Origin of the sequence: Providencia sp. PROV189, assembly GCF_028480065.1 — a bacterium.
Lineage (GTDB): Bacteria > Pseudomonadota > Gammaproteobacteria > Enterobacterales > Enterobacteriaceae > Providencia > Providencia stuartii.
The window spans coordinates 142,629-167,344 of the sequence record NZ_JAMPOG010000010.1; the positions used below are offsets into that span (position 1 = coordinate 142,629).

Annotated in this window: 21 protein-coding genes; 11 read left to right on the forward strand and 10 right to left on the reverse strand. The window is 42.6% G+C overall.

Features of this window, described 5'->3' with window-relative positions; genetic code table 11:
• Positions 1 to 55: 55 nt before the first annotated feature.
• On the reverse strand, positions 56 to 919 hold the full coding sequence (pldA, locus tag PR833_RS08695; RefSeq protein ID WP_376738356.1) for a phospholipase A: 864 nt from the start codon (positions 917 to 919) through the stop codon (positions 56 to 58).
• A 186-nt stretch (positions 920 to 1,105) separates the two neighbouring features.
• Here pldA and PR833_RS08700 point away from each other — a divergent pair, with 186 nt between their 5' ends.
• The 6 genes from PR833_RS08700 (at position 1,106) to prfH (ending at position 8,550) form a co-directional block, all read left to right on the forward strand.
• Positions 1,106 to 1,576, forward strand: coding sequence for a thioesterase family protein (locus PR833_RS08700; RefSeq protein ID WP_014657293.1), 471 nt, complete (start codon positions 1,106 to 1,108; stop codon positions 1,574 to 1,576).
• 159 nt (positions 1,577 to 1,735) lie between these two features.
• Positions 1,736 to 2,626 (forward strand): EamA family transporter RarD, encoded by an 891-nt coding sequence (rarD, locus tag PR833_RS08705; protein WP_004915578.1) that lies wholly within the window; start codon positions 1,736 to 1,738, stop codon positions 2,624 to 2,626.
• A gap of 712 nt (positions 2,627 to 3,338) precedes the next feature.
• Positions 3,339 to 4,691: an APC family permease gene (locus PR833_RS08710; protein WP_004915576.1), complete on the forward strand. Its 1,353-nt coding sequence runs from the start codon at positions 3,339 to 3,341 to the stop codon at positions 4,689 to 4,691.
• Between the two features lie 104 nt (positions 4,692 to 4,795).
• Entirely contained in the window at positions 4,796 to 6,517 is a 1,722-nt protein-coding gene (locus PR833_RS08715; protein ID WP_060561490.1) for an amidohydrolase, read from the forward strand.
• Between the two features lie 288 nt (positions 6,518 to 6,805).
• Complete coding sequence (locus PR833_RS08720; protein ID WP_272526031.1) at positions 6,806 to 7,942, forward strand: RNA ligase RtcB family protein; 1,137 nt, start codon at positions 6,806 to 6,808, stop codon at positions 7,940 to 7,942.
• Positions 7,939 to 8,550 (forward strand): peptide chain release factor H, encoded by a 612-nt coding sequence (prfH, locus tag PR833_RS08725; RefSeq protein WP_395756072.1) that lies wholly within the window; start codon positions 7,939 to 7,941, stop codon positions 8,548 to 8,550. The genes PR833_RS08720 and prfH overlap by 4 nt, the downstream gene beginning before the upstream one ends.
• Before the next feature lie 53 nt (positions 8,551 to 8,603).
• On the opposite strand, the gene PR833_RS08730 is transcribed toward prfH, so the two are convergent.
• The 8 genes from PR833_RS08730 to lptM form a co-directional block, all read right to left on the reverse strand.
• Entirely contained in the window at positions 8,604 to 9,188 is a 585-nt protein-coding gene (locus tag PR833_RS08730; protein WP_004915561.1) for a 2OG-Fe(II) oxygenase, read from the reverse strand.
• 265 nt (positions 9,189 to 9,453) lie between these two features.
• Positions 9,454 to 10,752: a hypothetical protein gene (locus PR833_RS08735; RefSeq protein ID WP_040132551.1), complete on the reverse strand. Its 1,299-nt coding sequence runs from the start codon at positions 10,750 to 10,752 to the stop codon at positions 9,454 to 9,456.
• A gap of 212 nt (positions 10,753 to 10,964) precedes the next feature.
• Complete coding sequence (uvrD, locus tag PR833_RS08740) at positions 10,965 to 13,136, reverse strand: DNA helicase II (RefSeq protein WP_004915554.1); 2,172 nt, start codon at positions 13,134 to 13,136, stop codon at positions 10,965 to 10,967.
• Positions 13,137 to 13,185: 49 nt separating this feature from the next.
• Entirely contained in the window at positions 13,186 to 13,902 is a 717-nt protein-coding gene (yigB, locus tag PR833_RS08745) for a 5-amino-6-(5-phospho-D-ribitylamino)uracil phosphatase YigB (RefSeq protein ID WP_004915551.1), read from the reverse strand.
• Positions 13,902 to 14,831, reverse strand: a complete 930-nt coding sequence (gene xerC, locus PR833_RS08750; protein WP_014657286.1) for a tyrosine recombinase XerC — start codon at positions 14,829 to 14,831, stop codon at positions 13,902 to 13,904. The genes yigB and xerC overlap by 1 nt, the downstream gene beginning before the upstream one ends.
• The gene (locus PR833_RS08755) at positions 14,813 to 15,517 is read right to left on the reverse strand and encodes a DUF484 domain-containing protein (protein ID WP_004915546.1); all 705 of its coding nucleotides are present in this window, start codon (positions 15,515 to 15,517) and stop codon (positions 14,813 to 14,815) included. Before PR833_RS08755 ends, xerC begins: the two co-directional genes overlap by 19 nt.
• A 27-nt stretch (positions 15,518 to 15,544) precedes the next feature.
• Positions 15,545 to 16,369, reverse strand: a complete 825-nt coding sequence (dapF, locus tag PR833_RS08760) for a diaminopimelate epimerase (protein WP_014657285.1) — start codon at positions 16,367 to 16,369, stop codon at positions 15,545 to 15,547.
• 21 nt (positions 16,370 to 16,390) lie between these two features.
• On the reverse strand, positions 16,391 to 16,570 hold the full coding sequence (gene lptM, locus PR833_RS08765; RefSeq protein WP_004915541.1) for an LPS translocon maturation chaperone LptM: 180 nt from the start codon (positions 16,568 to 16,570) through the stop codon (positions 16,391 to 16,393).
• Positions 16,571 to 16,846: 276 nt separating this feature from the next.
• Here lptM and cyaY point away from each other — a divergent pair, with 276 nt between their 5' ends.
• Complete coding sequence (gene cyaY / locus PR833_RS08770) at positions 16,847 to 17,164, forward strand: iron donor protein CyaY (protein WP_053110823.1); 318 nt, start codon at positions 16,847 to 16,849, stop codon at positions 17,162 to 17,164.
• A 7-nt stretch (positions 17,165 to 17,171) separates the two neighbouring features.
• On the opposite strand, the gene PR833_RS08775 is transcribed toward cyaY, so the two are convergent.
• Positions 17,172 to 19,742 carry a class I adenylate cyclase gene (locus PR833_RS08775; RefSeq protein WP_272526032.1) on the reverse strand — a complete coding sequence of 857 codons (2,571 nt, stop codon included), beginning with the start codon at positions 19,740 to 19,742 and terminating at the stop codon, positions 17,172 to 17,174.
• 598 nt (positions 19,743 to 20,340) lie between these two features.
• Here PR833_RS08775 and hemC point away from each other — a divergent pair.
• Genes hemC through hemY form a run of 4 tightly spaced genes read left to right on the forward strand, consistent with a single transcriptional unit; the run spans position 20,341 to position 24,463 of the window.
• The gene (gene hemC, locus PR833_RS08780) at positions 20,341 to 21,285 is read left to right on the forward strand and encodes a hydroxymethylbilane synthase (RefSeq protein WP_004915533.1); all 945 of its coding nucleotides are present in this window, start codon (positions 20,341 to 20,343) and stop codon (positions 21,283 to 21,285) included.
• Positions 21,282 to 22,037: a uroporphyrinogen-III synthase gene (locus tag PR833_RS08785; RefSeq protein ID WP_272526033.1), complete on the forward strand. Its 756-nt coding sequence runs from the start codon at positions 21,282 to 21,284 to the stop codon at positions 22,035 to 22,037. The genes hemC and PR833_RS08785 overlap by 4 nt, the downstream gene beginning before the upstream one ends.
• Before the next feature lie 3 nt (positions 22,038 to 22,040).
• Entirely contained in the window at positions 22,041 to 23,267 is a 1,227-nt protein-coding gene (gene hemX, locus PR833_RS08790; protein WP_004915527.1) for a uroporphyrinogen-III C-methyltransferase, read from the forward strand.
• A gap of 2 nt (positions 23,268 to 23,269) precedes the next feature.
• Positions 23,270 to 24,463: a protoheme IX biogenesis protein HemY gene (gene hemY / locus PR833_RS08795; RefSeq protein WP_272526034.1), complete on the forward strand. Its 1,194-nt coding sequence runs from the start codon at positions 23,270 to 23,272 to the stop codon at positions 24,461 to 24,463.
• The last annotated feature ends 253 nt before the right edge of the window (positions 24,464 to 24,716 follow it).

The window sequence follows — 24,716 nt, forward strand, 5'->3', positions numbered from 1 at the left end:
TTCAAGGTATCACTTGAAATAGAGTTGCAGTATGCTAGCAAATAAGCGCTAATGACTAAAGCATATCATTTAGCATCACACCGATACCAAAACGTGTTTGTCGGTAATCATAATCAATCATCGATTCGCCATAGCCACTAAACAACTGGGTATATAATCGCACATGTTTGGTAATGGGATAGCTCCAACCCAATTCCGCGGCACCATAACCACTGTTCCAGTTGTAACGCCCTGTCGCGGTAATCACACTATCACCTAGAGCATAACCCACTTTTAGTCGATAGTAGCCCATGTATTTGGTGATATCTTTATTATCATCGCTGCCTTCACTCTCATGAATGCGATACCACGGTTTTAAATCAACTTGCCAATTGCCATTTTGTGCCATGGCCCGCGCATAAATGCGGTTCCAGCTGCGAGAGGTTGGCTCTGAGCGACCGTTCGACTCGTGGTTAAAGCCTGTTTCCAGCTCTCGTAATGTCCAACCTCCCCATTGATAATCTGTTGCCCAACCAATAAATAGCTGAGGTTCATAATTGGTTTCGCGAAATGGTGAAGACTCTTTTTTATTACTTAATTGCCACCAAGAACGCTGAGTATATGACGCCGCTAATACGGAGTTTTCCCCCGCAATCCCGCGCCATAAAGGGAAACCTAGACTAATCTGAAACTTTACTTCATCGCGCAATGCATCTTTACCCCAATCATAGCTTTTTATCGCCTCTTTATTCATCGATGAGGTATAGGTATAAATAATGTAATTGGATTCATAAGGGTAAAGTACAAAAGGACTCTCGTAATTTTGTAATAACCCAGAAATAATGCTGCCTCTAATTGGCGTTTTCTCTGTTGTATCTACGGAAGTTAATGTATCTGTATTTTCTGCGGCGAATAATGATACAGACCAAAAACAGAGCACAGTACCAACTAATTTGTGAAAAACGCGCATTCTGTTATTCCTATTCTGAAAAAATCCCAAAAAAGTTTATCTCATTTTACACACAAAATCTGACAACTGCTGAAAGATTATTCGTTCATTTCATAGAGACATATTTTATACATAGTGATAACTTATTATTCACATATTTTTTAAAGGATGAATAAGATGAATGACCGTACTTATACATTAGAAGAAGCGAGTAAGCTCATGAGTGATGCGTTTATCTATAAAATGCCTTTTAATCAGCTTTTGGGAATACAATTGGCTCAGATAAATGATGATTTTGTCCAACTAACAATTAAGAATCGTCCAGAATTGATTGGTAATTTTACACAAAACATTCTTCACGGTGGTGTCATTGCATCAATATTAGATGTCGCTGGTGGCATGGTATGTATTAACCGTATTCTCCAACGGATCACACCATTAGTGCATCAAGATATTGTCGATAAAATGTCAAAAATGGGCACCATTGATCTACGAGTTGATTATTTACGTCCTGGTCGAGGTGAAGTGTTTACTGCAAGCGCCAGTTTATTACGCGATGGCAATAAAATTGCAGTGACGCGTTGCGAACTACATAACGAACGTAATCAGCATATCGCAACAGCCACGGCCACTTATCTCATTGGATGAAACGAGAAAGTAAAAAATTAGTTACTTACTCAACTAATAACTTGTAAAAAAACTCGAGCAATGTCACATTAATAAGGTCATAAATCGAGCCGATATTTTCTAAGGCTCGATATCTCAATCGACTTACTTTTAGCCGTTTATTCAAATTCAGAGCCAATAATGAGCCAACAAAATACCATCAAAGGCGTGTTATGTGCCTTGGGCGCTTATTTAATTTGGGGCGTCGCACCTATTTATTTTAAAACCATCCAAGAGGTGCCGGCAGAAGAGATACTGACTCATCGTATTATCTGGTCATTTTTCTTTATGTTGGTTTTATTAACTGCAACAAAACACTGGAGCTATATGCGCCAAGTGTTAAAGCAGCCTAAAAAAATCCTTATATTAGGCGTCACCGCGGTGACTATCGCTTCCAACTGGCTAATTTATATTTGGGCCGTTAACCATGGATATATGTTGCAAGCTAGCCTAGGCTACTTTATTAACCCTCTGGTGAACGTTTTATTTGGAATGCTATTTCTGCAAGAGCGCTTTCGCCGCATGCAGTGGGTCGCGGTTATTTTAGCCTTAACGGGTGTTCTTATTCAGTTATGGCAATTTGGCTCCGTTCCGGTTATCGGACTTAGCCTCGCCGTGACTTTTGCAACCTACGGTTTATTACGGAAAAAACTTGGAGTTGATGCCCAAACGGGAATGACATTTGAAACCCTGTGGTTACTCCCAGTGGGCGTTATTTTCTTGCTGTTCTTTGCCGATAGCCCAACCAGCAACATGGCAATGAATGATTGGCACTTAAATGTGTTATTAATCCTTGCTGGTGTTATCACAACCGTGCCATTGTTGCTATTTACTGAAGCAGCTAACCACCTTCGCTTGTCGACACTGGGCTTTTTCCAATATTTAGGGCCAACTATTATGTTTTTACTCGCGGTATTTATCTACGGCGAAAAAATGACATCAGAGCTACTCGTGACATTTGGCTTTATTTGGGTCGCATTAATTTTATTTACCTTGGATGCACTTTACACACAACAAAGGTTAAGAAAGTAATTCCTGTAAATTGCCTATATAAAGGCAAAGCCCAAAACACTGACCTTTATTTATTTATGAATAAAAGGTCAGTGTTTCATTTTATGGAACTGAATGAGTTAATTTATTTTAAGCATAATAGACAATATGCTAATTCATCACGTTTATCTAAATGTTAACTCAACCTAAATATATTAAAAAAAGCCCATTTATTATTAAAATAAGCCATAACTCTCGACAATATAAAACACTCACCTTTCAGTAGAACCCACTTTTACGCACAAAAGAAAAACCCATAAAATCAAAGTGTTGAATGAAAATCCAATAGGGTTGCGTTACGCTTAAAACAGGCTATTATTAAATTTATCTAAAATTAAATTCCGGTTTATCTCTAAATTAAAACCAACTCTTTGAAAAAAAGTCATTTTTTATTTTTTAATAATTAATCATTGCGTTAAAGGAACATCGACTCTATATTGTACGCCGCTTGTATTCACCCCAGCGGATGGTGATGGTCCGATTCATCACTGACGTTTCATTAAAGTGCGCACGATGACATGTAATTTATTTATGTCCTGGTGCGAGGTTTTCTGAAATTGAATACAGGTCCGCTCTAAAAAATTTTTTAAATACAATAGTGTAGTCAGTTTATATGGCTGCATTTTAGGTTCACTCCGCCTGTGTATTCAGAAAGAGTTGATAGTTGTTAAGGGCTTTTGGGAAGGGCTTAAAAATGCAACAGAATACCGTTCAAATGAAACGTGTACTGACCACGCCTGCGCTCATTTTCTTTGGGCTGGCTTATATGGTGCCACTCGGAATTTTCACTACCTATGGACAAGTGACAGTATTAAGTGAAGGCCATTTGCCTATCGCTTATCTTGTGACATTGGCTGCCGTTCTCTTTACTGCCATGAGCTATTGCCGTATGACGAGTGCGCTACCTCTTTCGGGTTCTGCATACTCTTATGTGCAAAAAACATTTGGCGGAACATTGGGTTTCCTAGTCGGTTGGGCGCAATTACTCGATTATTTATTTTTGCCGATTATTAACTATATTGCGATTGGGATCTTCGTGCATGAAGCTTTCCCTAATATTCCAATGCCAGTCATTATCTGCACCACGATTGCCGTTGTCAGCATCATGAATATTTTAGGGATCAAACTCGTCTCTTCAATGAATATGCTGATTATTAGCATGCAAATTGTCTTTATCGCCGTATTCTTGTTCTTGAGCTTTAAGACTAATTTTGTGCTAGATACAGACGCACTACTCGCACCGATTACGCTAACGGCAGATCAAATGCCTGGATTATTCGCGGGTGCTGCCGTGCTATGTTTGGCCTTCTTAGGTTTCGATGCCATTTCAACCATGGCAGAAGAAACAAAAGATGCGCGTAGCACATTACCAAAAGCGATTATTTATACCGTCTTTATTGCGGGTGCGCTGTTTATCATCATCTCTTACAGCGCCCATTTGAGTTATCCATTATGGCAAGACTTTATTCCAAATACCGATATTGCTAGCCTCGCGGTCATGGAAAAAGTCGGCGGCGCAATGATGGCATCTAGCTTTATTACCGCTTATGTCATTGGTGTCTTTGCCTCTGCTATGACATCACAAGCCAGCATTGTGCGTATTTTCTATGCGATGGGGCGTGATGGAGTCTTGCCACGCTCAGTTTTTGCGTACCTGCATCCCAAACTGAATACCCCTGTGTATTCAATCATTTTTGTTGCCATCGCATCACTGCTTTCGCTGGTGCTTTCGCTCAGCATGGTAGCTTCAATGATTAGCTTCGGTGCACTGATTGCATTTACCTTTGTGAACTTGTCCGTGATTAAACACTTCTATATCGATCGCAAAGAAGCGCTTGATGGTAAAAAATTTATCACTTGCCTGATTATGCCGTCGATTGGTGTCATACTCACCCTATGGTTATGGACAAGCCTAGATAAAGAGGCCTTTACTGTGGGCCTGTGCTGGCTAGCGGCTGGTGCATTTTATCTCACATTGCTCACACATGGTTTCAGACGTCGTCCACCCGCAATTTCGGACGATGAGACCAATATGATCATCAATTAGTACCTATACTTTAGTACACGTATGATAATAATGGGGATGCATAATTTCCCCATTATTTTTGTTCCTGCCCATACCGATAGGGCCCTGATAAAGACTGGTTAGAAATGAATAATAAAGTTGCAGATGTCATTTATTTCAACGGTTATATCTACACCGCAGACAAGCAAAACAGTGTTGTAGATGCCATTGCCGTACAAGATGGCTACATTATCGCAAGTGGTACTTCAGAGGAATTACACCAATACGTTGGGCCGGAAACTGAGAGTATCGATTTAGAAGGCAAAATGATGATGCCCGGCATCATCGATGGCCATATGCACCCATTTTGGGGTGGGATCCAGCTATTTGGCTGCCACCTCAACTACGAGTCGCTAACGATTGAGCAGATACTACAACGTGTCCAAGATCATTTAGATAAAGACCCGCGTACCGGGGAAAATGATTGGCTAAAAGTCACAGCTTGGCTACGCCAAGGTATGCTACCGGCAGGTATTGATATGTACCGCGAGGACATGGACAAACTGAAAACCAATCGCCCTGTGGTGCTGTTTTCCAATGACTGCCATACACTGCTAGCAAATAGCCGTGCTTTAGCATTGTTTGGTATTACCAAAGACACCCCTGAGCCACCCGATGGTAAAATTGGTAAACATGCTAACGGCGAACTAAATGGGATTTTAGAAGATGCACCGGCGATGCGTGCAGCAGACAGCATCCCATCAATTCGCGATGACCAAGCCATTGAAGTTGCTGAACTGGTACAAAAAGTGTTAAACCAGCAAGGTGTAACCACCGTAATGGATGCCCGTGTTTCTGAGCAGCAATTAGAAGCCTTTGCTGAACTACAACGTCGCGAAGAGCTGACCGTTCGCTTTCAAGCTGCCCGCGAGATCACGCCAGATGAAACTCCGGATGTCGCCTCAGTTGCAGCCGCTGTCGATAAAGCTGTCGCTTTCGCTAAAAAATGGCACCAAGCTGATTGGACGCCAGCGCCGGGGATCGGCCTGCGAAATATCAAAATGTTTGTCGATGGTGTGATGCAGTTCCCAACAATGACGGCTTCACTGTTACAGCCTTATCGCATCAATATCGGCACCGATGAAGCTCCAAACTGGGTTGAAACAGATAACTATGGCGATTTGTATTTTACTGCTGAAATTCTTGATGAATTGATGGAAAAGATTGCGGCGGCAGGTTATGACCCACATCTACATACAGTCGGTGAAGGTGCCGTTTCTATTGTGCTTGATGCCATCGAAAAAATGCGTGCAGCCCATCCAGAAAAAGATATTCGCCCAGGCCTTGCTCACAATGAATTGGTTCATCCAAAAGATTATGAGCGATTTGCACGCCTCAAAACGATCGCTTGTCTTTCATTCCAGTGGGCTGCGCCAACCCCTGAATTGGCCGCTTTTGAGCGTAACATGCTCGGTGAAGAGCGTTTTGAACAATTAGAGCCTATCGCGAAGTTTATCGATGCGGGTGCTGTGGTCGCCTTTGGTAGTGACTGGCCGATTGATGATTTTGACGAATGGTATGATTTAAAAGTCGCAGCCACTCGCCGTGGACGTGATATCAATGGTAAACCAGCCCCTCGCTTGGATAATGACCGTGATATGACGGTCATTGAAGTCCTTCGTTCAGCCACGATTGACTCTGCCTATGCTCAACACAGAGAAGATGTGATTGGATCACTTGAAGTGGGTAAATTTGCAGACATGATCGTGCTCGATCGTAACGTATTTCAGATCCCAGCTGATGATATTGAAAATGTGAAGGTATTACGTACGATTATTGGCGGTAAGACCGTCCATATCGCGCAGTAACTTGATATTTCAGCCCAATAATTAAACGGCTTACCGTCTTTCTGTAAGCCGTTCTACAAAGCGTAAACAATTCTTAATCAGCAACACTCTTGTGAAAACCGCTTGCAATCCCCCATCCCTGTCGTTATTATCCGCTCGTTTTTTACCATCTCACACACTGCAAGGAGGAACATCATGACGACAATTCATCACACTCTTTGCGGGCGTACTCAGAAATAGTCTCTCTATCTCTCCAGTTCTTGCCTGCTAAATCACCTTATTTTTTCCTTAAAAATGAGTTAATGACTTATGGGCAATATTATTCATTCTGTCAGCGAACACGTCAGTTATATCGCGACAGAAAATACTTGGATTGAAAGTAAAGCAATCCAACAGTTACAAACAACCGCAGCGCTCCCTAATATGGTTTCCGTGGTAGGCATGCCAGATCTACATCCTGGTCGTGGTTACCCAATTGGTGCGGCATTTTTCTCAACACAACGTTTCTATCCTGCATTGGTCGGTAATGATATTGGCTGTGGAATGAGTTTATTTCAGACCGATATCAAGACCACGAAGTTAAACTTGGATAAGTTTGAAAAACAGTTATCCACAATGCCGGATAGCGCCCCCTTAGAATGGCTCGATGAGCATGTTCCTCATGAAATGCAATCCCATCATTTTATGTCCTCACTCGGCTCGATTGGCGGCGGTAATCACTTTGCTGAATTTCAAATCATCGACAAAATATTTAACGATGAGTCGATTGCACAAAGCGGTTTAAATAAAAAGTGTGCATTACTGCTTGTGCACAGTGGATCCCGAGGATTAGGGCAATCCATATTACGTCAACATGTTGAAAATCATAGCCATAATGGCCTTGAAGAGCATTCAAATGACGCGAAAGCCTATTTAGAAGCTCACCAACATGCATTATCTTTTGCCGAACTAAACCGCCAATTAATTGGCTTACGCATGTTGCAGCAGGTCAAGGCAAAGGGGGAAATGGCCCTTGATGTTAATCATAACTTGGTTGAACCTTGCACGATTAACGGCATACAAGGTTGGCTCCATCGCAAGGGAGCAACCCCTTCTGACAAAGGCATGGTCATTATTCCTGGGTCACGTGGCGATTTCAGTTATTTAGTTCTGCCTCATGCAAGTGAGGTGAGCTTAAATTCACTGGCTCACGGTGCTGGCCGCAAATGGATGCGTACTGAGTGTAAGGGGCGGTTGTCTCACCGCTATACTCCATTGCAGCTATCGCGTACTGCATTAGGTAGCCGAGTCATCTGTGCTAATAAACAATTGATCTATGAGGAAGCTCCACAATCCTATAAGTCGATTGAAACCGTGATTGAAAGTATGGTGGGAGCAGGGTTAATTGAGGTTATCGCACGTTTACGCCCCTTACTCACCTACAAAACCAGTGGGGAGTGTGCATAATGTTATTACAATTTTCTTCTGCACAAGGCCCCGAGGAGTGCTGTATCGCTGTTGAAAAAGCACTGGCTTGCTTTTTTATTGAGGCTAAAAAACGTGAAGTCATGGTCAATACGCTCGAAACGGTTGCATCAAAACATGGCTTAAAATCTGCTTTGGTCGCTTTAGAAGGGCATGGTGCTGAGGAGCTAGCTCAGTTATGGTCTGGGACAATACAGTGGCAGTGTCAAAGCCCCTTAAGGCCAAAACATAAACGGAAAAATTGGTTTATTAATGTGATCCGCTTTTCGCCGATTCAAACCATTGAAGAGAGTGATATCGAGTTTGAATTTATAAAAGCTCAAGGTCCTGGCGGGCAGCATGTTAATAAAACCTGCTCCGCGGTAAGAGCAAAACATCTTGCAACAGGGATCAGTGTCAAAGTGCAATCTGAGCGTAGTCAGCATGCCAATAAAAAATTAGCTAAGCAGCTTATTTATTGGCGCTTAAATGAATACCAAGATCAGCAAGCATCGGCATTAAATAAACAACGACATAATGCGCATTATCAAATAGAAAGAGGAAATGCGAACATTATCTTTTCTGGACAAGCATTTAAACAAATTAATTAATTCATTTACAGCCCACCTCCGTAAGGAGGTGGCATTCATTGGATAGATAAAGCTTAAAGTATTTTTTCCGTCAAAAACCATCCGGCAATACTTTCACGCTTTTGTTGGGTAGGTAACACTTCATGAGGGAACTCTTCAGACATAAATACAATCATCCGACCGGCTAAAGGGTCAAGCTGAAATAGCTTATTATCCTGCTGATCATACACGACCAATTCACCCCCATCCCCAGATTTCCATGCTTCGTTCATATAAAGCACAGTCGTCACCTTACGCCGCCCTTGCCCTTGGAAATTATCCACATGTTTTTTATAAAATGCCCCATTAGGATAACGGCAAAAATGGGTTTCAAAATCACGCAATCCCATATAGCACGAGCGATTTAGCGCTTGGCGGATTTCATCCATCTTCGCCATATAACTGGCGATAGGCTCGCCCATTTCAGACTCTAGCCAAATTGTCTGATCACCGCGAATGGCTTTATTGCCATGCAGTGACTCACCGTTACCTATGCGCGCATCATGCAGATTATCAGGAATACAGCCCTTAATAGCCTCTATTTCTGACAGGTTCAAAAAATCATCCCACACATACCAACCCTGTGTAGAAAGAGAATCAATTAGATTATTCAATGACATGATAAATATTAGAAAGGTTATTCGGTATGATTTTATACTTCACTGTGTGGAAAATTTAAAATTAAAAACTTAAATCTTAAAGATTAAACTCTCGAATCAAAGTAACCTACCACAAGATAACGATTTTAAATTAGTGAACCATTTGAAAAACAACGATATTACAAACAAACCCCAAGAGTGCTCACCACTAGGATGAGCACGCCCTAATGAAACCAATGACAATTAATCTATTTTACGCCCTAGTCGAACGCTAAGGCCTCAACCATCAACACGTTCCATGCCCACAAAATGCGGTTTTCCCCATACAAAATTTTAGTGCGGCTGATGCACCCTCTCTATTGTCCTTCGTTGCATACGTAAAACAACTCACAGCTTCTGGGGCTTTTTCAAAACTTGAGATTTGCTCACTCAATAGTTGAGAGGACGATGAAATAAGTTTTGACTCCACCATTTTCTGGTCATCGCGATAGGCGGTAAGCAGTGCAATACGGGAAGATAAATATTGTTCGCTAATATTTGCTAACTGCTCTTGCTGAGCTTTTAATAACGAGTACACCGAATTCACTTCTCGATGAAACTTCTTAATATAAGCCTTAGTTGCATTATCCATAAAATCATGGATGGCAACATTAGTCTCTTTGAGTTCATTTAATTTATTCGAAATATAATTATTATCTTTTAACTCATTTAGACTATCAATATAGTTTTGTAGCTCGGTAGGATCCATTGTTAAATACGCATTGTCATCACGGCTTATATTAAGCGCATTTATAACGTTACTATAGTGATTATTGAGTATTTCGATATTATTTTTCTGTGTCTGAATCGCAATTTTCGTTGCATTACCTACAGAGAGAAGTAACTCTTTATTTAAACCCGTCTGTTTTGATGCGCCTCTCGCAGACCATGCTGTTAATTTACGCGATAGCGCTTCTATTTTGTTAATTTTTGAATTCACCCCCTTAAAAACATGTTTAATATCTAAAAGCGCCTTATCACACAATTTGGTTTGCCTTCTATAAGCATCAAGGTAATCCAATGTCGTCACCTTTAGTGCAACCTGTACGCTCTCTAAGAACGGGCTATTTACTGGCGTCTTCTCTAATGGTGATGGACTGTTGCTGCTTAACGAGGAAACGCGTTTATCCAATTCAGTGAATCTATCCATTGTTCTCCCGATTGCATGACGTGCCGTAAAGCGTAATTCACTCATTACCGACTCAGGAAACTCGAGATCAAATTTGATCACGCCATGACTAAAGGCCCCAGGGAAAGGCTGTTTACCCCGTTCAAAAGCACGTAGTGATGAGCGGTGATTGGATAACTGTTTTAATATTATTTTATTGGCTTTTTCAATATGATAAATAGCGCTATTAATCCATTGTATTAGTTGTTGGTTTCTTTTATATTGCGCTACATATGGGCTCGTAGTTAGGTGATTTATTTCTGTTTTTAATACTCTTAACACAGATTGATTATCACCGATAAATTGATCATAATCCTTTTTTATTGCATTAAACTTATTTTTATAATTAGTTATATCATCTCTATTTACAAAATCCATTTTATTTTCCCTTAGTTTTAAATAAACGTGCTAACTGATAGCAATGCGGAGCGTTAAAAATATATAACTGAGAGGAGAACAAAACAAATTTTAATTTTATATACGTTAATTAAAACCACATAAAGCTATTAATTAATTCGTTTATAATAAAAGTGAAAACTATAAAAATGCCAATTCTAATAGCGAAATTAGAATTGGCATTTATCAATAAACTATAAATTTTCTAACCGTGCATACGATGCAACCAGCCATTTGATCCCTTGCCCTTGAAAAGCAATTTGCAATCGACAATGCTCACCACTGCCTTCCAAGTTAATAATTGTGCCTTCACCAAATTTCGGATGGCGAACACGTTGCCCCAACGCATACCCTGAATCATTTCGAGTAACGGGTGTGCCAAGGCGTTGGTGATTAACAGGGCGTGATACGGTTGCACGTAAACGCACTTCTTCAACACATTCCGTCGGTAATTCCGCAATAAAACGTGACGGACGGTGATAGACCTCTTTCCCATATAAACGGCGGCTTTCTGCATAAGTTATCGTCAACTTTTGCATAGCTCGAGTGATCCCCACATAAGCCAAACGCCGCTCTTCTTCCAAACGCCCACTTTCATCCATCGACATTTGGCTTGGGAACATTCCTTCTTCCATGCCCACGATAAATACATTCGGGAATTCCAAACCTTTAGCCGAGTGAAGCGTCATCAGTTGGACTGCATCTTGATGAATATCCGCTTGCCCATCTCCCGATTCGAGCGCTGCGTGAGATAAGAAAGCCTGCAATGGCATCAGATCCTGATCTTCATCTTGATAGCTAAAGTCGCGCGTTGCGTTGACTAACTCTTCCAAGTTTTCGATACGCGCTTGTGCTTTTTCCCCTTTTTCTTGCTCATACATTGCACGTAAGCCAGAGTCATTGATCACTCTATCCGTTTGTACATGCAGTGGCATCTCTTGCGTTTCTTTCGCAAGTGCATCCACTAATTCCAAGAAACGTTCAATCGCTGCCGCCGCTCGCCCACCGAGGACTTGCTCACGCAATAAATATTCACAACTTTCCCAGAGTGTCAGTTGTTGATCACGCGCGGTTTGCCGTACCGTATCCAGCGTCCGCTCACCAATGCCCCGCGTCGGTGTATTCACGACTCGTTCAAACGACGCATCATCATTGCGGTTAGCAATAAGCCTTAAATAAGAGAGGGCATCTTTGATTTCTTGGCGTTCGAAGAAACGCTGACCACCATATATACGATATGGCATCGCGCTTTGAATAAGGGCTTCTTCCAGTACACGCGACTGAGCATTACTACGGTATAGCATGGCACAATCTTGCAAAGCTCCCCCATTTTCTTGCCACTGTTTAATACGACTGACAATATAACGTGCTTCATCTAATTCATTGAAAGCACAATAGAGAGAGATTGGCTCGCCATCACCGCCTTCCGTCCATAAATTTTTCCCTAATCGATCACTATTATGTGCGATCAATGCATTAGCGGCTTTCAGAATATTATTCGTCGAACGATAATTTTGCTCAAGACGGATAGTTTCGGCACCGGGAAAATCATTCAAAAAACGCTGAATATTTTCCACTTGTGCACCACGCCAGCCATAAATGGACTGATCATCATCGCCGACGATCATCACTTTACCCGTGTCACCCGCTAACACTCGGATCCACGCATATTGGATACTGTTAGTATCTTGGAATTCGTCGACTAAAATATTGGTGAAGCGTTCGCGATAATGTTGTAGCACATGAGGTTTGTTCAGCCACAGTTCATGGGCGCGTAACAGGAGCTCAGCAAAATCCACTAGCCCCGCACGATCACAAGCTTCTTGATAGGCTTGATATACTTTCAGCCAAGTGCTTTCAACCGGATTACCATAGCACTCAATATGTTGAGGCCGTAGCCCCTCATCTTTTTTGCCGTTGATATACCACATGCCCTGACGGGGTGGCCACTGCTTTTCATCAAGGTTCATCGCTTTTAGCAAACGGCGAATTAACCGATACTGGTCATCACTATCTAAAATTTGAAAATCTTGTGGTAGGCCAGCATCCAGATAATGTTGGCGTAGAAGGCGATGTGCTAAACCATGGAACGTTCCTATCCACATGCCACCTTCACTTGAGCCAATCAATTGATTAATACGGTGGCGCATTTCTGCCGCCGCTTTGTTGGTAAAGGTCACCGCCATAATCGAAAATGGCGATGCATGCTCAACCGCCATTAACCAAGCAATCCGATGTACTAACACACGCGTTTTACCACTACCCGCTCCCGCAAGTACTAATAAGTTAGTGCGTGGTGCAGCAACCGCTTCACGCTGTTTGTCGTTAAGGCCTTCGAGCAGATAAGAAACGTCCATAATTACCATCAAAGCAGAACAGTGGCGATGACCACTGTATTTTTATACAGAAAAATGATTATACCAGTGACAATAGAGAAGCCAACTGAGAAATTTCAACATGCGGCAATAAGCGGACATCTTTTTCTTCCATCAGCGTCTTATTGTCGACATTGATCCAACAAGCTTGCATACCACTGCGGATCGCACCTTCGACATCAGTCAGCAAATTATCGCCAACATGCAAAATGGCATGAGGCTCCAGTGCTAACTTTTGAGCGGCTAACCGATACATATCACAATAGGGTTTCGAGCGCCCATCCGGGCCAGCTTTTAATACAAACTGAAAATATTGCCCTAATCCACACGCATCAGGCTCTGCATTACCGTTAGTAATTGCTACCAATGGCAATTTTTTGGCTAACTGAGTGAGTGTTTGGTGAGTGGATTCAGGAACATCGATTTGATTACGCCAATAAGTAAAATGAGCCATGAGGTCATCCGCCCCTTTTTGCGCGTCTTCACGGCTGTACCCATAGTGGCAAAACATCATTTTCGATGATAACCAACGCCAACGCGTGATGTCATGGCAAATATCAGGCTCTTGCTTCGCCACAATATTGCGAAAAGTGTATAAGTCATCATGGGTAAAATGATTAAACTGCGCATCATATTCACGGACAAAACGTAACACTTCTTCTTCCGTTTTATCAATGACCGGATGGTTGTCATACAATGTATCATCTAAGTCAAACGTAATGGCCTGAATAGGTGATAACGGACGGTAAAAATGCATTAAGGTTTCTCCCTTTTTGCTCTGGGATGAGCCACATCATAAACATTAGCCAGATGCTGGAAATCTAGGTGTGTGTAGATTTGTGTCGTCGATAAATTTGCATGACCGAGCAACTCTTGCACACCGCGTAAATTACCACTTGATTCAAGGATATGTGTTGCAAATGAGTGACGCAATTTATGAGGGTTAATGTGGCTATTAACCCCTTGTTTGATCCCCCATTGCTCAAAGCGCTTTTGAACATTACGGTTAGATATGCGTTTACCACTCTTTGTGGAGATAAAAACGGCACCATCTTCCGGCTCGTACAGCTCTCGCATTTCTAACCAACGCTTTAACCAGCTCACTGCGGTTTTGCCTAATGGGATCTTACGCTCTTTACTCCCTTTCCCCATCACTCTAACCTCACCCATCGCGAGGTCTAAATGACGAACATCTAACCCAACCAATTCAGATAAACGTAACCCCGCACCATACATCACTTCTAACATTGTCCTATCACGGACCACCAGCGGGTCGCCGCTTTCCATGCTCAGCAACTTTGAAACTTCATCCACATCCATATTTTTGGGTAAACGTTTTTTGGCCTTTGGTGCATGGACGGCAGTCACTGGATTTGCAGAAAGCTTATCTTGTTGCACCATCCAATCACAGAAACTCCGCAATGCCGATAAACGTAATGCCATACTGGCAGCTTGTAAGCCTTTACGACGACTTTTTGCTGCCACGTTGCGCGCTTTCGTGGCATCTAATTGCCGCCATTCGCTGACGTTCATTTCATTCAGCATCTCTACCACCACCGTGAGTTGACGGCGATAATTGGTGATAGTGACAGGGCTGAGCCTACGCTCAATTTGTAAATAACGTAAAAATGCTTCGACTTGGTTCATCAGCCCTTGTGGCTGGGGGGTTATAGGCGCTCTATCCATCGGCAAAGTAACCTCGGTAGAATTTGAGCCACTTTCTCTAACATAACCGTTCCCATACCCTGTTGATAGTGATCTCGGTCGCGACTCGTGAATATCACCATGCCAGACTCCCCATGATGACCAAATAGTGAGATAGCCACTGACGCCACATTCATGGCATCAGGCAGTAAAAGTTGTATTTCAGGGCCGTTTAAATGACCTAAATAGTGGGTCTTATCACCGAAACGCTGAATACGAATCGACTCAAATGCACGTCGAGACACGACAAGTGCTTGGGCATCAAGCGGAGCAGATAGCCGCCAGCAATCACTAAATAGACGCACAGACGCCCCGGATAGACCTAATTTTTTCGCCCAGCGATTCAAGCTGTTTAACATGTCACTCAGGCTCTGCGCCATTGACATCTCAATCACTAAATACAGCAATTCATCAAATAGTTGACCGTTTTCATGAGCCTGTTCAACCATGAAACAGATATCTTGTTCGAGTTGTTTGATTTTCAAACGTTGACGGTTCATGACGGCTTCAGGGAGCGAAATGGCTCCCTGAATAGCATGTGGGATTGTAAGCTGTTCAATAAGCGAGGCATTACGGATAAAGAAATCTGGCTGTTCCTGTAAGTAACGCACCACTTGGCTATCATCAATTTGATAAGGGCTGTCTAGTGCTACTTCCGGTTTATCCATTATAACCTCTTGATAATTGAATAAAGCTTAGAGCTGGATCACACCATCATAAACATGACTGGCAGGGCCTGTCATATATAACGGAGTGCCTGGACCATTCCAACTTATGTCGAGTGAACCACCCGGTAAATCAACTTTTACCTGATTAGCCAGTAACCCTTGCTGAATGCCAATCGCGACCGCCGCACATGCACCACTGCCACAGGCTTGTGTTTCGCCGGCACCACGTTCAAACACCCGCAAACGGATATGGTGAGCACTGACGATTTCCATAAAACCAACATTGGTTCGCTCAGGGAAACGTTCATGGCTCTCCAATACAGGGCCTAAAATTTCCACTTCCGCCGTTTTGACGCTTTCAACTTGGATCACACAATGGGGATTGCCCATTGAAACAACACCACATAACACTGTACGTTCTAAAGCGCGAATAATATAGGTCTTTTCCGCTTTGATGGCGCGAAACGGTACTTTCTGAGGCTCAAACTCCGGCTCTCCCATGTTCACGCAAACATCGTCATTTTCATTGATTGTCAATACCATACGTCCAGATTGGGTACTGACCTTAATCTTTTGTTTATTTGTTAGCCCTTTCAAACGCACAAAACGAGCAAAACAGCGGGCGCCATTCCCACATTGTGCGACTTCACTGCCATCTGCATTAAAAATGCGGTAATGGAAGTCTAAATCAGGATCATAAGGCGCCTCAACTAACAGTAATTGGTCAAAACCAACCCCAGTATGTCTATCAGCAAGACGGCTAATCAACTCAGGAGAAAAGTAAACATTCTGAGTGACACCATCAACAACCATGAAGTCATTACCTAAGCCATGCATTTTAGAAAATTGCATATTCCGCTCCATCGCAGCAGCTTATTGTTGGTTTGAGGTCGACACTCGCGAATCTGCCGCTGTGCTATTTTGTGTTTCATCAGATGATTGTGATGATGTCGCCTTATCTTCTGGTGGGAAATAAAGAGGGCCTTTTAAGCCACAACCAGAAAGAGTGAACAAAATAATAAGCGCAGAGAGTCCAACTAAACTTTTTTTCATTATATTTCGCCTGTAAAACTAACTTGTGACGTCTGAATAAGGTAACAGATTAACAGGGCTGCCTTTGCAAATCACTATTGTTCATCAATTGAGTCGTGATTTTGTTCCCCATCCACAATAGCATAATGCTTAAAAGGGGAGCCACCAACAAATGTTTTAACTGCCATCATGGAAAATCAGAGGGTACCGGTACATTTCTACCGTCAATTGACCCCCATTGATGTTCACACCTATAATTTCCACTAGCGAATGATTTAAACAAATAGGGAACTAACCGTGAATGATAGTGAATTTCACCAACTTGCCGACCAAATGATGGCTTCAATCGAAGAGCATTTGGATAATTATGACAGCGATGCGGATATCGATTGTGAAACAAATGGTGGCGTAATGACGCTCAGTTTTGAAGATGGCAGCAAAATCATCATCAACCGACAAGAACCTTTCCACCAAATTTGGCTCGCCACGAAACAGGGGGGCTATCACTACGATTATAAAGATAACGACTGGGTATGCGACCGTTCAGGCCAACGTTTTACAGATATGCTTGCACAGGCGATTGCTACACAAAGTGGTGAACCTTTCGCATTTTAAAGGCTCATTAATAGTAGTGTGCGCGATGATGAGGTGATGACTCAAAATGCTCTGAGTGTGTCATCTCATCTTTTTCGATATCGAAGGGCCAAGAGCCTCCCGAAAAGGGGATAACTTGGCTTTTGCCTTGATGGTTTACGATTTGATAAAACTGTGGCAAGTTAAAATTAATAAAGTTTGCACCGTATGTGAAGCGATCATGAGATGAGGAGTAGAAGCGGCTCACATCACGCACCAACTCTTCTTTAGAGCCTTCACAATGTGAGTAGATCTCAACACGGTTGGCTTCATCCAACACATAAATATTAAACCCTGTGTTATCCGCTGTATTCTCAAAGAAAAACTGTACGATCCCTTCACTTGCATAACCATCGACAACCGCTGGTAAATGGTTGTTCTCTTTCGCATTGAGTTTTACTGGCCAACCATGGAGTTTGTTATGCGAAATAGCACCATAAAACTCCACCGCATTTTCGAGCTTCTGAACAGAGACGTTTAAGCGTTCAAAGAACAAGCCCCATGTCTGTCCGGCAATGCGCAGGGCTTTGAAACGCCCCGGATCATTACGGTTACTTGATAAACGCAAATCAATACACTCTGACACTAATTGCTGCACACGCGTTCTGACTAGCCCACGCAAATGCTCACTGTAGCAGAACACCTCTACAGCGTCTGGTGGCGCGGCATCTTGGTGCATCTTACCTAAAATGGTTTTAAGTGCTTCTAACATGCACTGCTCGCCACTAAAGTGAAGCGTTCTCACCTCATTCCATGAGTTGCGATACAGCAAATCAATACTGCCGATAAGACAACGCTGCTCTTGACCAAAGCTAAAGACATCTAATTTTCTAAAATCAAAATGCACAACTTGATTCGAATAAACTTGGGTGGGGTCTTGCTCTAAATTGACAATGATAGCCAAATGGCGAATTTCACAGGGGCTATATAATGCTTTGGGCGTCGGTGCTGGTAGGCGTATCGGGAAGTGCCCTGATACGTCATGCATCAATTCCAATAATTTCTTCTCATCACACTGAGATTGCCCATGATGCATATACACCTGAGTATTTTCGGTCAATAACCCATTAAAATAAGCCCATGCGACGAGTTTATTTAAATAACGGTTATATTCGAGCGGCTGATGACCAATAATGGTTTCAATATACGGAGCTTGGTTATATAAGTACCAACCACTACGATTCGCACGACCCGGCGGAACATAAATAAATGTGAGGTGTTGCTCACTAAGATCCGGTGATATTTGTGGGTTCACTAACGTCACTTTACCCGGTAGCGCTTCAAACGCTGCGTATAACTTACGCGTCAATACGCCAATATCTTGTGGGCTAGCACTGACGCTTAAATTATTACGACGCGCAAAACGGATTAAATTACGATAGCTTTGCATCATCGTATCGAGCAATTCATTGTGTGCTTCACGAACTCGTTCAATTTTCCATTGACTACGCGAATCTAACATCGCTAAGCGTTCAGCACCCCATCCCCATGATTCAACTAACTGAGATAGCACATCGCGTCGCCAGCCAGAGCATTCATTTTCTGTATCTTTAGATAATTTTTCACAGACTTTGAGGTAGAAACAGCGGCGGATTAAATCAAGACGGGTGGTATCATTTATTTCAATTAAATAACGGGTGACACGTTCTAACATCAAACAATACGAGTCTAGACCGTAACAAACTATCTCACCCGCATGAAGATGACGTTTAAATTCTAATGCCAATAACTTACCTTTTGGGTAATCCCACGAATAAGACTCAAGAAGTAAACTTTTTAAGACGGCTTTATAAGGGGAATCGACACTCTTATATAATTGCCATAAGCTAGCCCCGAAATATTCGGCCGCTGACAACTCCCCTAACCCACCGAGATCGAGCCATTCATTTGGCGTCAATACACCTTGTGCATAAAGCGCCATAACATATTCATCGTAATGATGCTCTTCTTCAACCGGCACCATAGTCCATAACAATCTTTTACCTGCCATACGTACTGCGGTGCGGTAAAATTCATCCAGCAATAAAATATGTTGTGTTGAACCACAATCTTCCCCACCGATATGCCCGCTAGCATGATGGCGAAAACGGTTTTCATCGATTAAGAAGACTGTCACATCAATGCCTAAAGAAGCTGCCCACTGCTCGATTAAGGTACATTTTTTTTGTAGTAGGCGTTTCTCTTCGTTATCTAACCATGAGGGATGGCAGACCCAGATATCAATATCGGAGCATTGGCTTTGACCGACTGAGGAGGTGCTACCCATCGAGTAAATTCCCGTTATCGGTAATTCACCATTCGCTTTTTCTGCGTTGGGAAGATACTTGCCAAATTGGGATAACCAAAGTTTTTGGTCATTGTCGGGGGTGAAGAAGCAAACGCCATAAGGGACATTCCCTTCGATATAACCCGGTATCATAGGGTGATGATAATGAAACAAGACAGGCAGCAGGCTGTAAACCTTACAAAAGGTTTCATCCATTGACGCTGTCGCGCGATCTAACCGAAGTTGGTTTATCGCATCAAGTCTCTGCTTTAAAGTTTCAATATAGAGATACAAGGGATACGCCTGGCTGAATGAACTTAACAACAAATCTGGGTAAAACCCAGCACCCAACAGATAGAAATATATTTAAAATTTTTTTCAAATGAATTGTCGGAAACGTGATCAATTTAACACCTTGCAGCAAAAGGGTAAAGTAGATCACATAATTTTATCTGTGTATTTTTGATACAAATTAATTTTCAACATATTGTATAAAAAGGCTTTTTATTTTTTATAACCCCCGAATATCCCTTGTTTATCAATGGAATAATAACAAATTGTTCGTTCGTTCAAAAAACATACATCCAGCGCCTATTTCAAATCTAATTCGCATTGCGCCTATGCTTGAACGCTTCACCACTAGATTGACGTAAATTGAAACTTTTTTACTCCCTGCACAGCACAAATAGCTAAAAAAATAGGGATGGCACTCTCTGTTTACGATGGCTCCCTCTTATTTATCTCAATCATAAAGAGAAGATTTTTATGAATAATGCGCTCTATAAACGGAGGGGTTAGGAGGCCCTAACTGGAAAACCCATCGCTAAAATGTTAAAACTAGGGATAATTGTATGGTTAATCTATGGCAGTTTATGCCTGAGAAAGCAGCGAAATGACATCAACGAATATTGTCCGTATTGCAACACGTAAAAGCCCTTTAGCTCTGTGGCAAGCTTACTTTGTTAAAGAGAAGCTAGAGCAATTTCATCCAGGCTTACAAGTTGAGCTAGTTCCCATGGTCACTAAAGGCGATATCATTCTAGATACGCCACTCGCCAAAGTCGGCGGTAAAGGCCTCTTTGTTAAAGAGCTGGAGCTTGCCCTGCTGGAAAAACGGGCCGATATTGCCGTTCACTCAATGAAAGATGTTCCCGTTGAATTCCCTGAGGGCCTAGGGCTGGTGACAATTTGTGAACGTGAAGATCCCCGCGATGCTTTCGTGTCTAATCAATATGATAGTCTTGATGCACTACCTGCGGGCAGTGTCGTTGGTACATCCAGCCTACGCCGCCAATGCCAATTAAGGGAACTACGCCCTGACCTTGTTATCCGTGACCTACGAGGTAATGTTGGTACGCGTCTCTCAAAGCTGGATAACGGGGAATATGATGCCATCATTTTGGCTGTCGCTGGGCTGAAACGGTTAGGTCTAGAAGCGCGAATTCGTACAGCATTAGCACCTGAGCAATCTCTGCCCGCAGTTGGGCAAGGTGCGGTGGGCATCGAATGCCGCCTAGATGATGAACGCACTCGCCAACTACTTGAAAAGCTTAATGATGATAATACTTCTGTCTGTGTGCTTGCTGAACGTGCAATGAACATGCGCCTTGAAGGCGGCTGCCAAGTGCCTATCGGTAGCTATGCAATTTGGCAAGATGGACAAATTTGGCTACGTGCACTAGTTGGCGCGCCTGATGGCAGTCAAGTTATCCGTGGGGAACGTTTAACCACACCAGAACAAGCCACTCAAGCAGGTATCTCCCTCGCTGAGGAGCTGCTTGATAAAGGTGCACGTGAAATACTGGCGGAAGTTTACCAAGGAAATCCGCCAGCATGAAGATATTAGTCACTCGGCCGGAGCCTGCTGGCTCTGAGCTTGTTGCTGCCATCAAAGCAAAAGGGGCAGAAGCATTCGCTTTGCCACTTATTCAGGTGGGGCCGGGGGCTGAATTAGACTTACTCGGATCACGCCTTCAACAGCTCACTCAAAATGATTTAGTTTTTCTTTTATCTAAAAATGCGGTCTGGTATGCAGATTTAACCCTTAAACAAGCAGGACGCAACTGGTCAGATAAGTTATCCTATTATGGGATCGGTCGTTCAACTGGTCAGTATTTTGAGGCGCTAACAAGCAAAATGATCCGCTGGCCTGAGCATGGCGAAACCAGCGAAGCATTGCTAAGCCTTCCTGAATTACAGTTTCTTGAAGGGAAACGTGCGCTGCTCTTACGGGGCAATGGTGGTAGGGAACTCCTCGCCTCTACGTTACGGTCTAGGGGAGCGCAGGTGGAATATTGCGAATGTTATACAAGACACCCTGTTTTGTATGATAAAGCAGAGTTTAATCAACAATGGGTTAATAAGGGCATTACAGATATTGTTATCAGTAGTGGTCAAATGTTAGCCTTATTAAATGAATTGATCGCTGAAAATACAAAAGCATGGTGGTTTAATCGCCGTTTATTGGTTGTCAGCGAACGGATTGCAGACCAAGCTCGCCAAATTGGCTGGCAACAGGTCTGTGTGGCAAATAGCGCAGATAATAATGCTTTATTAGAAGCATTACTCTCAACCGACATGGGATGCTAATTTATGACGGAACACAATAAATCTACCGAAACGGTCAACAACGATACTGTCGCGGATACCCCAAACAACCGCCAAACTAAGCCGTCTTCGGAGCAAAAACGTTCTGGTCTCATCGGTAGTGCCATCGCTATCGCTATTATCATCGCTATCGGCGGTGGTATTTATTATTTTACTCAACAAAGTAATACACAACTCGCTAATGAAAATAGTGAGTTAAAAAAACAGTTGAGTGAATTAATTGAACAACAAAAGGCGGATAGGCAACGTTTAGATTCTCTGGTCGCTTCTCAGTCAGCACTAAGCTCACAAGCTCGCGAGTATGAAGATCAACTAAACCGCCGTATGCAAGAGCTACAAGCGCACGTCAATGCATTATCCAGTTCAGACGTAAAAAGCTGGTTACTGGCGCAAGCTGACTTTATGGTCAAAATGGCAGGCAGAAAATTGTGGAATGATCACGACCCAGTTACTGCCGCCGTACTTTTGAAAAGCGCCGATTCCAGCCTTGCAGAGATGAATGATCCTAGCCTTTTGGATATTCGTAAAGCGATTAAAAATGATATTGCTAGCTTAGCGGCTATCAACCAAGTCGATTACGACGGTATTATTCTACGTTTGAACCAGTTAAGTAATGAAGTTGACAACTTGCGCCTAAACGATATCAATAGCGGTGATGCCAAAGTTGATGATGACGAACAGGTCTCCGGTGATATTGCCGACTGGAAACAGAACTTATCACGCAGTTGGAAAAGCTTTACCAGTGATTTTATTACTGTACGTGCTCGTGATGGCTCTGAAGCGCCACTACTTGCGCCAAATCAGGACATCTATTTACGTGAAAACATTCGTTCTCAATTACTCATTGCTGCACAAGCGGTTCCTCGCTATCAAGAAGAGACCTATAAGCAATCTTTAGAGCAAGTCTCTACTTGGGTACGTGCCTATTTTGATGTGAATGCACCGGCAACCAAAGCTTTCCTTGCTGAAGTTGATGAGTTACTTAATCAATCAATCGACACTGAAATGCCTGATACATTAGAAAGTCAGCCAAAACTTGAAAAAGTTATGCAGGCACGTGTTCGTAACCTACTTGCCCAATCAGAGGAAAGTGCAAAAGCGTCAGCAACCCCCGCAGTAAAGGAGGAAAAACAACCTTCTGAAACTGAGGCTAAACCCGAAAAATCAGAAAGTTCGGTCGTTACAGCACCAACTAATGAGCAGAAGGGGTAATTATGATTAAAGTATTCATCCTCTTTATTGTTCTGATCGCAGGCATTATCTTAGGGCCGCTATTAGCCGGTCACCAAGGCTATGTCTTCATCCGTACAGATAATTATGACATTACGACCAGTGTCACCAGTTTAGTTCTGTCTTTTATATTACTACAATTCGTATTGCTCTTTTTAGGTTGGTGCTATCGTCGTTTTATCAGCACAACCTCTCGGACTAAAGGCTGGGTGAGTGGTCGTAAGTACCATAAAGCGCACTCGCAAACCCAAAAAGCCCTCTTAAAGCTAGCTGAAGGGGATTTCGATCAAGTCGAAAAGTTGATGAGTAAGCATGCTGACTTCTCTCAACAGCCTGTTATCAACTACTTACTGGCTGCTGAAGCCGCGCAACAGCGTGGTGATGAATACCGAACTCACCAATATCTCAATAGAGCCGCAGAAGTGGCTGGCAGTGATCAACTGCCTGTAGATATCAGCCGTGTTCGTATTCAATTAGCGGAAGATGAGGTCTATGCGGCTCGAACTGGCATCGACAAACTTCTTGATCAAGCCCCAAGACACCCTGAGATTTTACGCCTTGCCGAGCAAGCCTATCTACGTTCTGGCGCTTATCAAGCACTGATTGAGCTACTGCCTGTCATGGCAAAAGTCCAGCTGCACAGTGAAGATGAGTTAGAAGCCTTAAAGCTCAAAGCTTATGAGGGGTTAATGAACCAGTGTATGGCAGAAAACGGTAGCGAAGGTCTTAAAGAGTGGTGGAAAGCACAGCCGCGTAAAATTCGCCATGAAATCGCATTACAATCTTTCTTAGCTGAACATTTAATTGAATGTAATGACATGGAAAGCGCTGAGAAAATTATTATTGATGGCTTAAAGCAACAATATGATGAGCGCTTATTACTGTTAGCCCCAAGGCTACGTAGTGATAAACCAGAGCAACTGGAAAAAGTGTTAAAACAGTTGGTTAAACAATCTGGAGCTACGCCATTACTCAATAGCACAATGGGGCAAATCGCCTTGCAGCATGCGCAATGGGAACACGCGGAGTCTTATTTCAAAGCAGCATTAGCACAGCGTTTCGATGCACACGACGCCGCTTGGCTAGCCGATGCGCTAGATAAGCTACATAAAGCCGAAGAAGCTGCAAAAATTCGCCAAGAAGCGTTGCTACATTCACTGAAGAAAGATCGAAGTTAATAACCGTAGCAATAAATATTTATAATAAAAAAGCTCCGTTCATATGCGGAGCTTTTTATTTGTTATTATTCCTTCTAAAAAGAATCATAGTTAATTGAATATTTTTTATTAACCATCTTATGATTAATAGCCAACCTACTTATTAAACCCATCTAAAAAAGAACTTAACTGTGCATTATGAAATTAAAAGCGCACAAATAAAGCTGAAAAATAATTGATTTTCGCATAACATCAAACAAAGCAACTGTTGTTC

Excerpts from the sequence above, each read along its gene's own strand:
- PR833_RS08700 (WP_014657293.1), top strand. The coding sequence starts at position 1,106 with ATGAATGACCGTACTTATACATTAGAAGAAGCGAGTAAGCTCATGAGT.
- rarD (WP_004915578.1), top strand. The coding sequence starts at position 1,736 with ATGAGCCAACAAAATACCATCAAAGGCGTGTTATGTGCCTTGGGCGCT.
- PR833_RS08710 (WP_004915576.1), top strand. The coding sequence starts at position 3,339 with ATGCAACAGAATACCGTTCAAATGAAACGTGTACTGACCACGCCTGCG.
- PR833_RS08715 (WP_060561490.1), top strand. The coding sequence starts at position 4,796 with ATGAATAATAAAGTTGCAGATGTCATTTATTTCAACGGTTATATCTAC.
- PR833_RS08720 (WP_272526031.1), top strand. The coding sequence starts at position 6,806 with ATGGGCAATATTATTCATTCTGTCAGCGAACACGTCAGTTATATCGCG.
- PR833_RS08730 (WP_004915561.1), bottom strand. The coding sequence starts at position 9,188 with ATGTCATTGAATAATCTAATTGATTCTCTTTCTACACAGGGTTGGTAT.
- PR833_RS08735 (WP_040132551.1), bottom strand. The coding sequence starts at position 10,752 with ATGGATTTTGTAAATAGAGATGATATAACTAATTATAAAAATAAGTTT.
- uvrD (WP_004915554.1), bottom strand. The coding sequence starts at position 13,136 with ATGGTAATTATGGACGTTTCTTATCTGCTCGAAGGCCTTAACGACAAA.
- yigB (WP_004915551.1), bottom strand. The coding sequence starts at position 13,902 with ATGCATTTTTACCGTCCGTTATCACCTATTCAGGCCATTACGTTTGAC.
- xerC (WP_014657286.1), bottom strand. The coding sequence starts at position 14,831 with ATGGATAGAGCGCCTATAACCCCCCAGCCACAAGGGCTGATGAACCAA.
- PR833_RS08755 (WP_004915546.1), bottom strand. The coding sequence starts at position 15,517 with ATGGATAAACCGGAAGTAGCACTAGACAGCCCTTATCAAATTGATGAT.
- dapF (WP_014657285.1), bottom strand. The coding sequence starts at position 16,369 with ATGCAATTTTCTAAAATGCATGGCTTAGGTAATGACTTCATGGTTGTT.
- lptM (WP_004915541.1), bottom strand. The coding sequence starts at position 16,570 with ATGAAAAAAAGTTTAGTTGGACTCTCTGCGCTTATTATTTTGTTCACT.
- hemC (WP_004915533.1), top strand. The coding sequence starts at position 20,341 with ATGACATCAACGAATATTGTCCGTATTGCAACACGTAAAAGCCCTTTA.
- PR833_RS08785 (WP_272526033.1), top strand. The coding sequence starts at position 21,282 with ATGAAGATATTAGTCACTCGGCCGGAGCCTGCTGGCTCTGAGCTTGTT.
- hemX (WP_004915527.1), top strand. The coding sequence starts at position 22,041 with ATGACGGAACACAATAAATCTACCGAAACGGTCAACAACGATACTGTC.
- hemY (WP_272526034.1), top strand. The coding sequence starts at position 23,270 with ATGATTAAAGTATTCATCCTCTTTATTGTTCTGATCGCAGGCATTATC.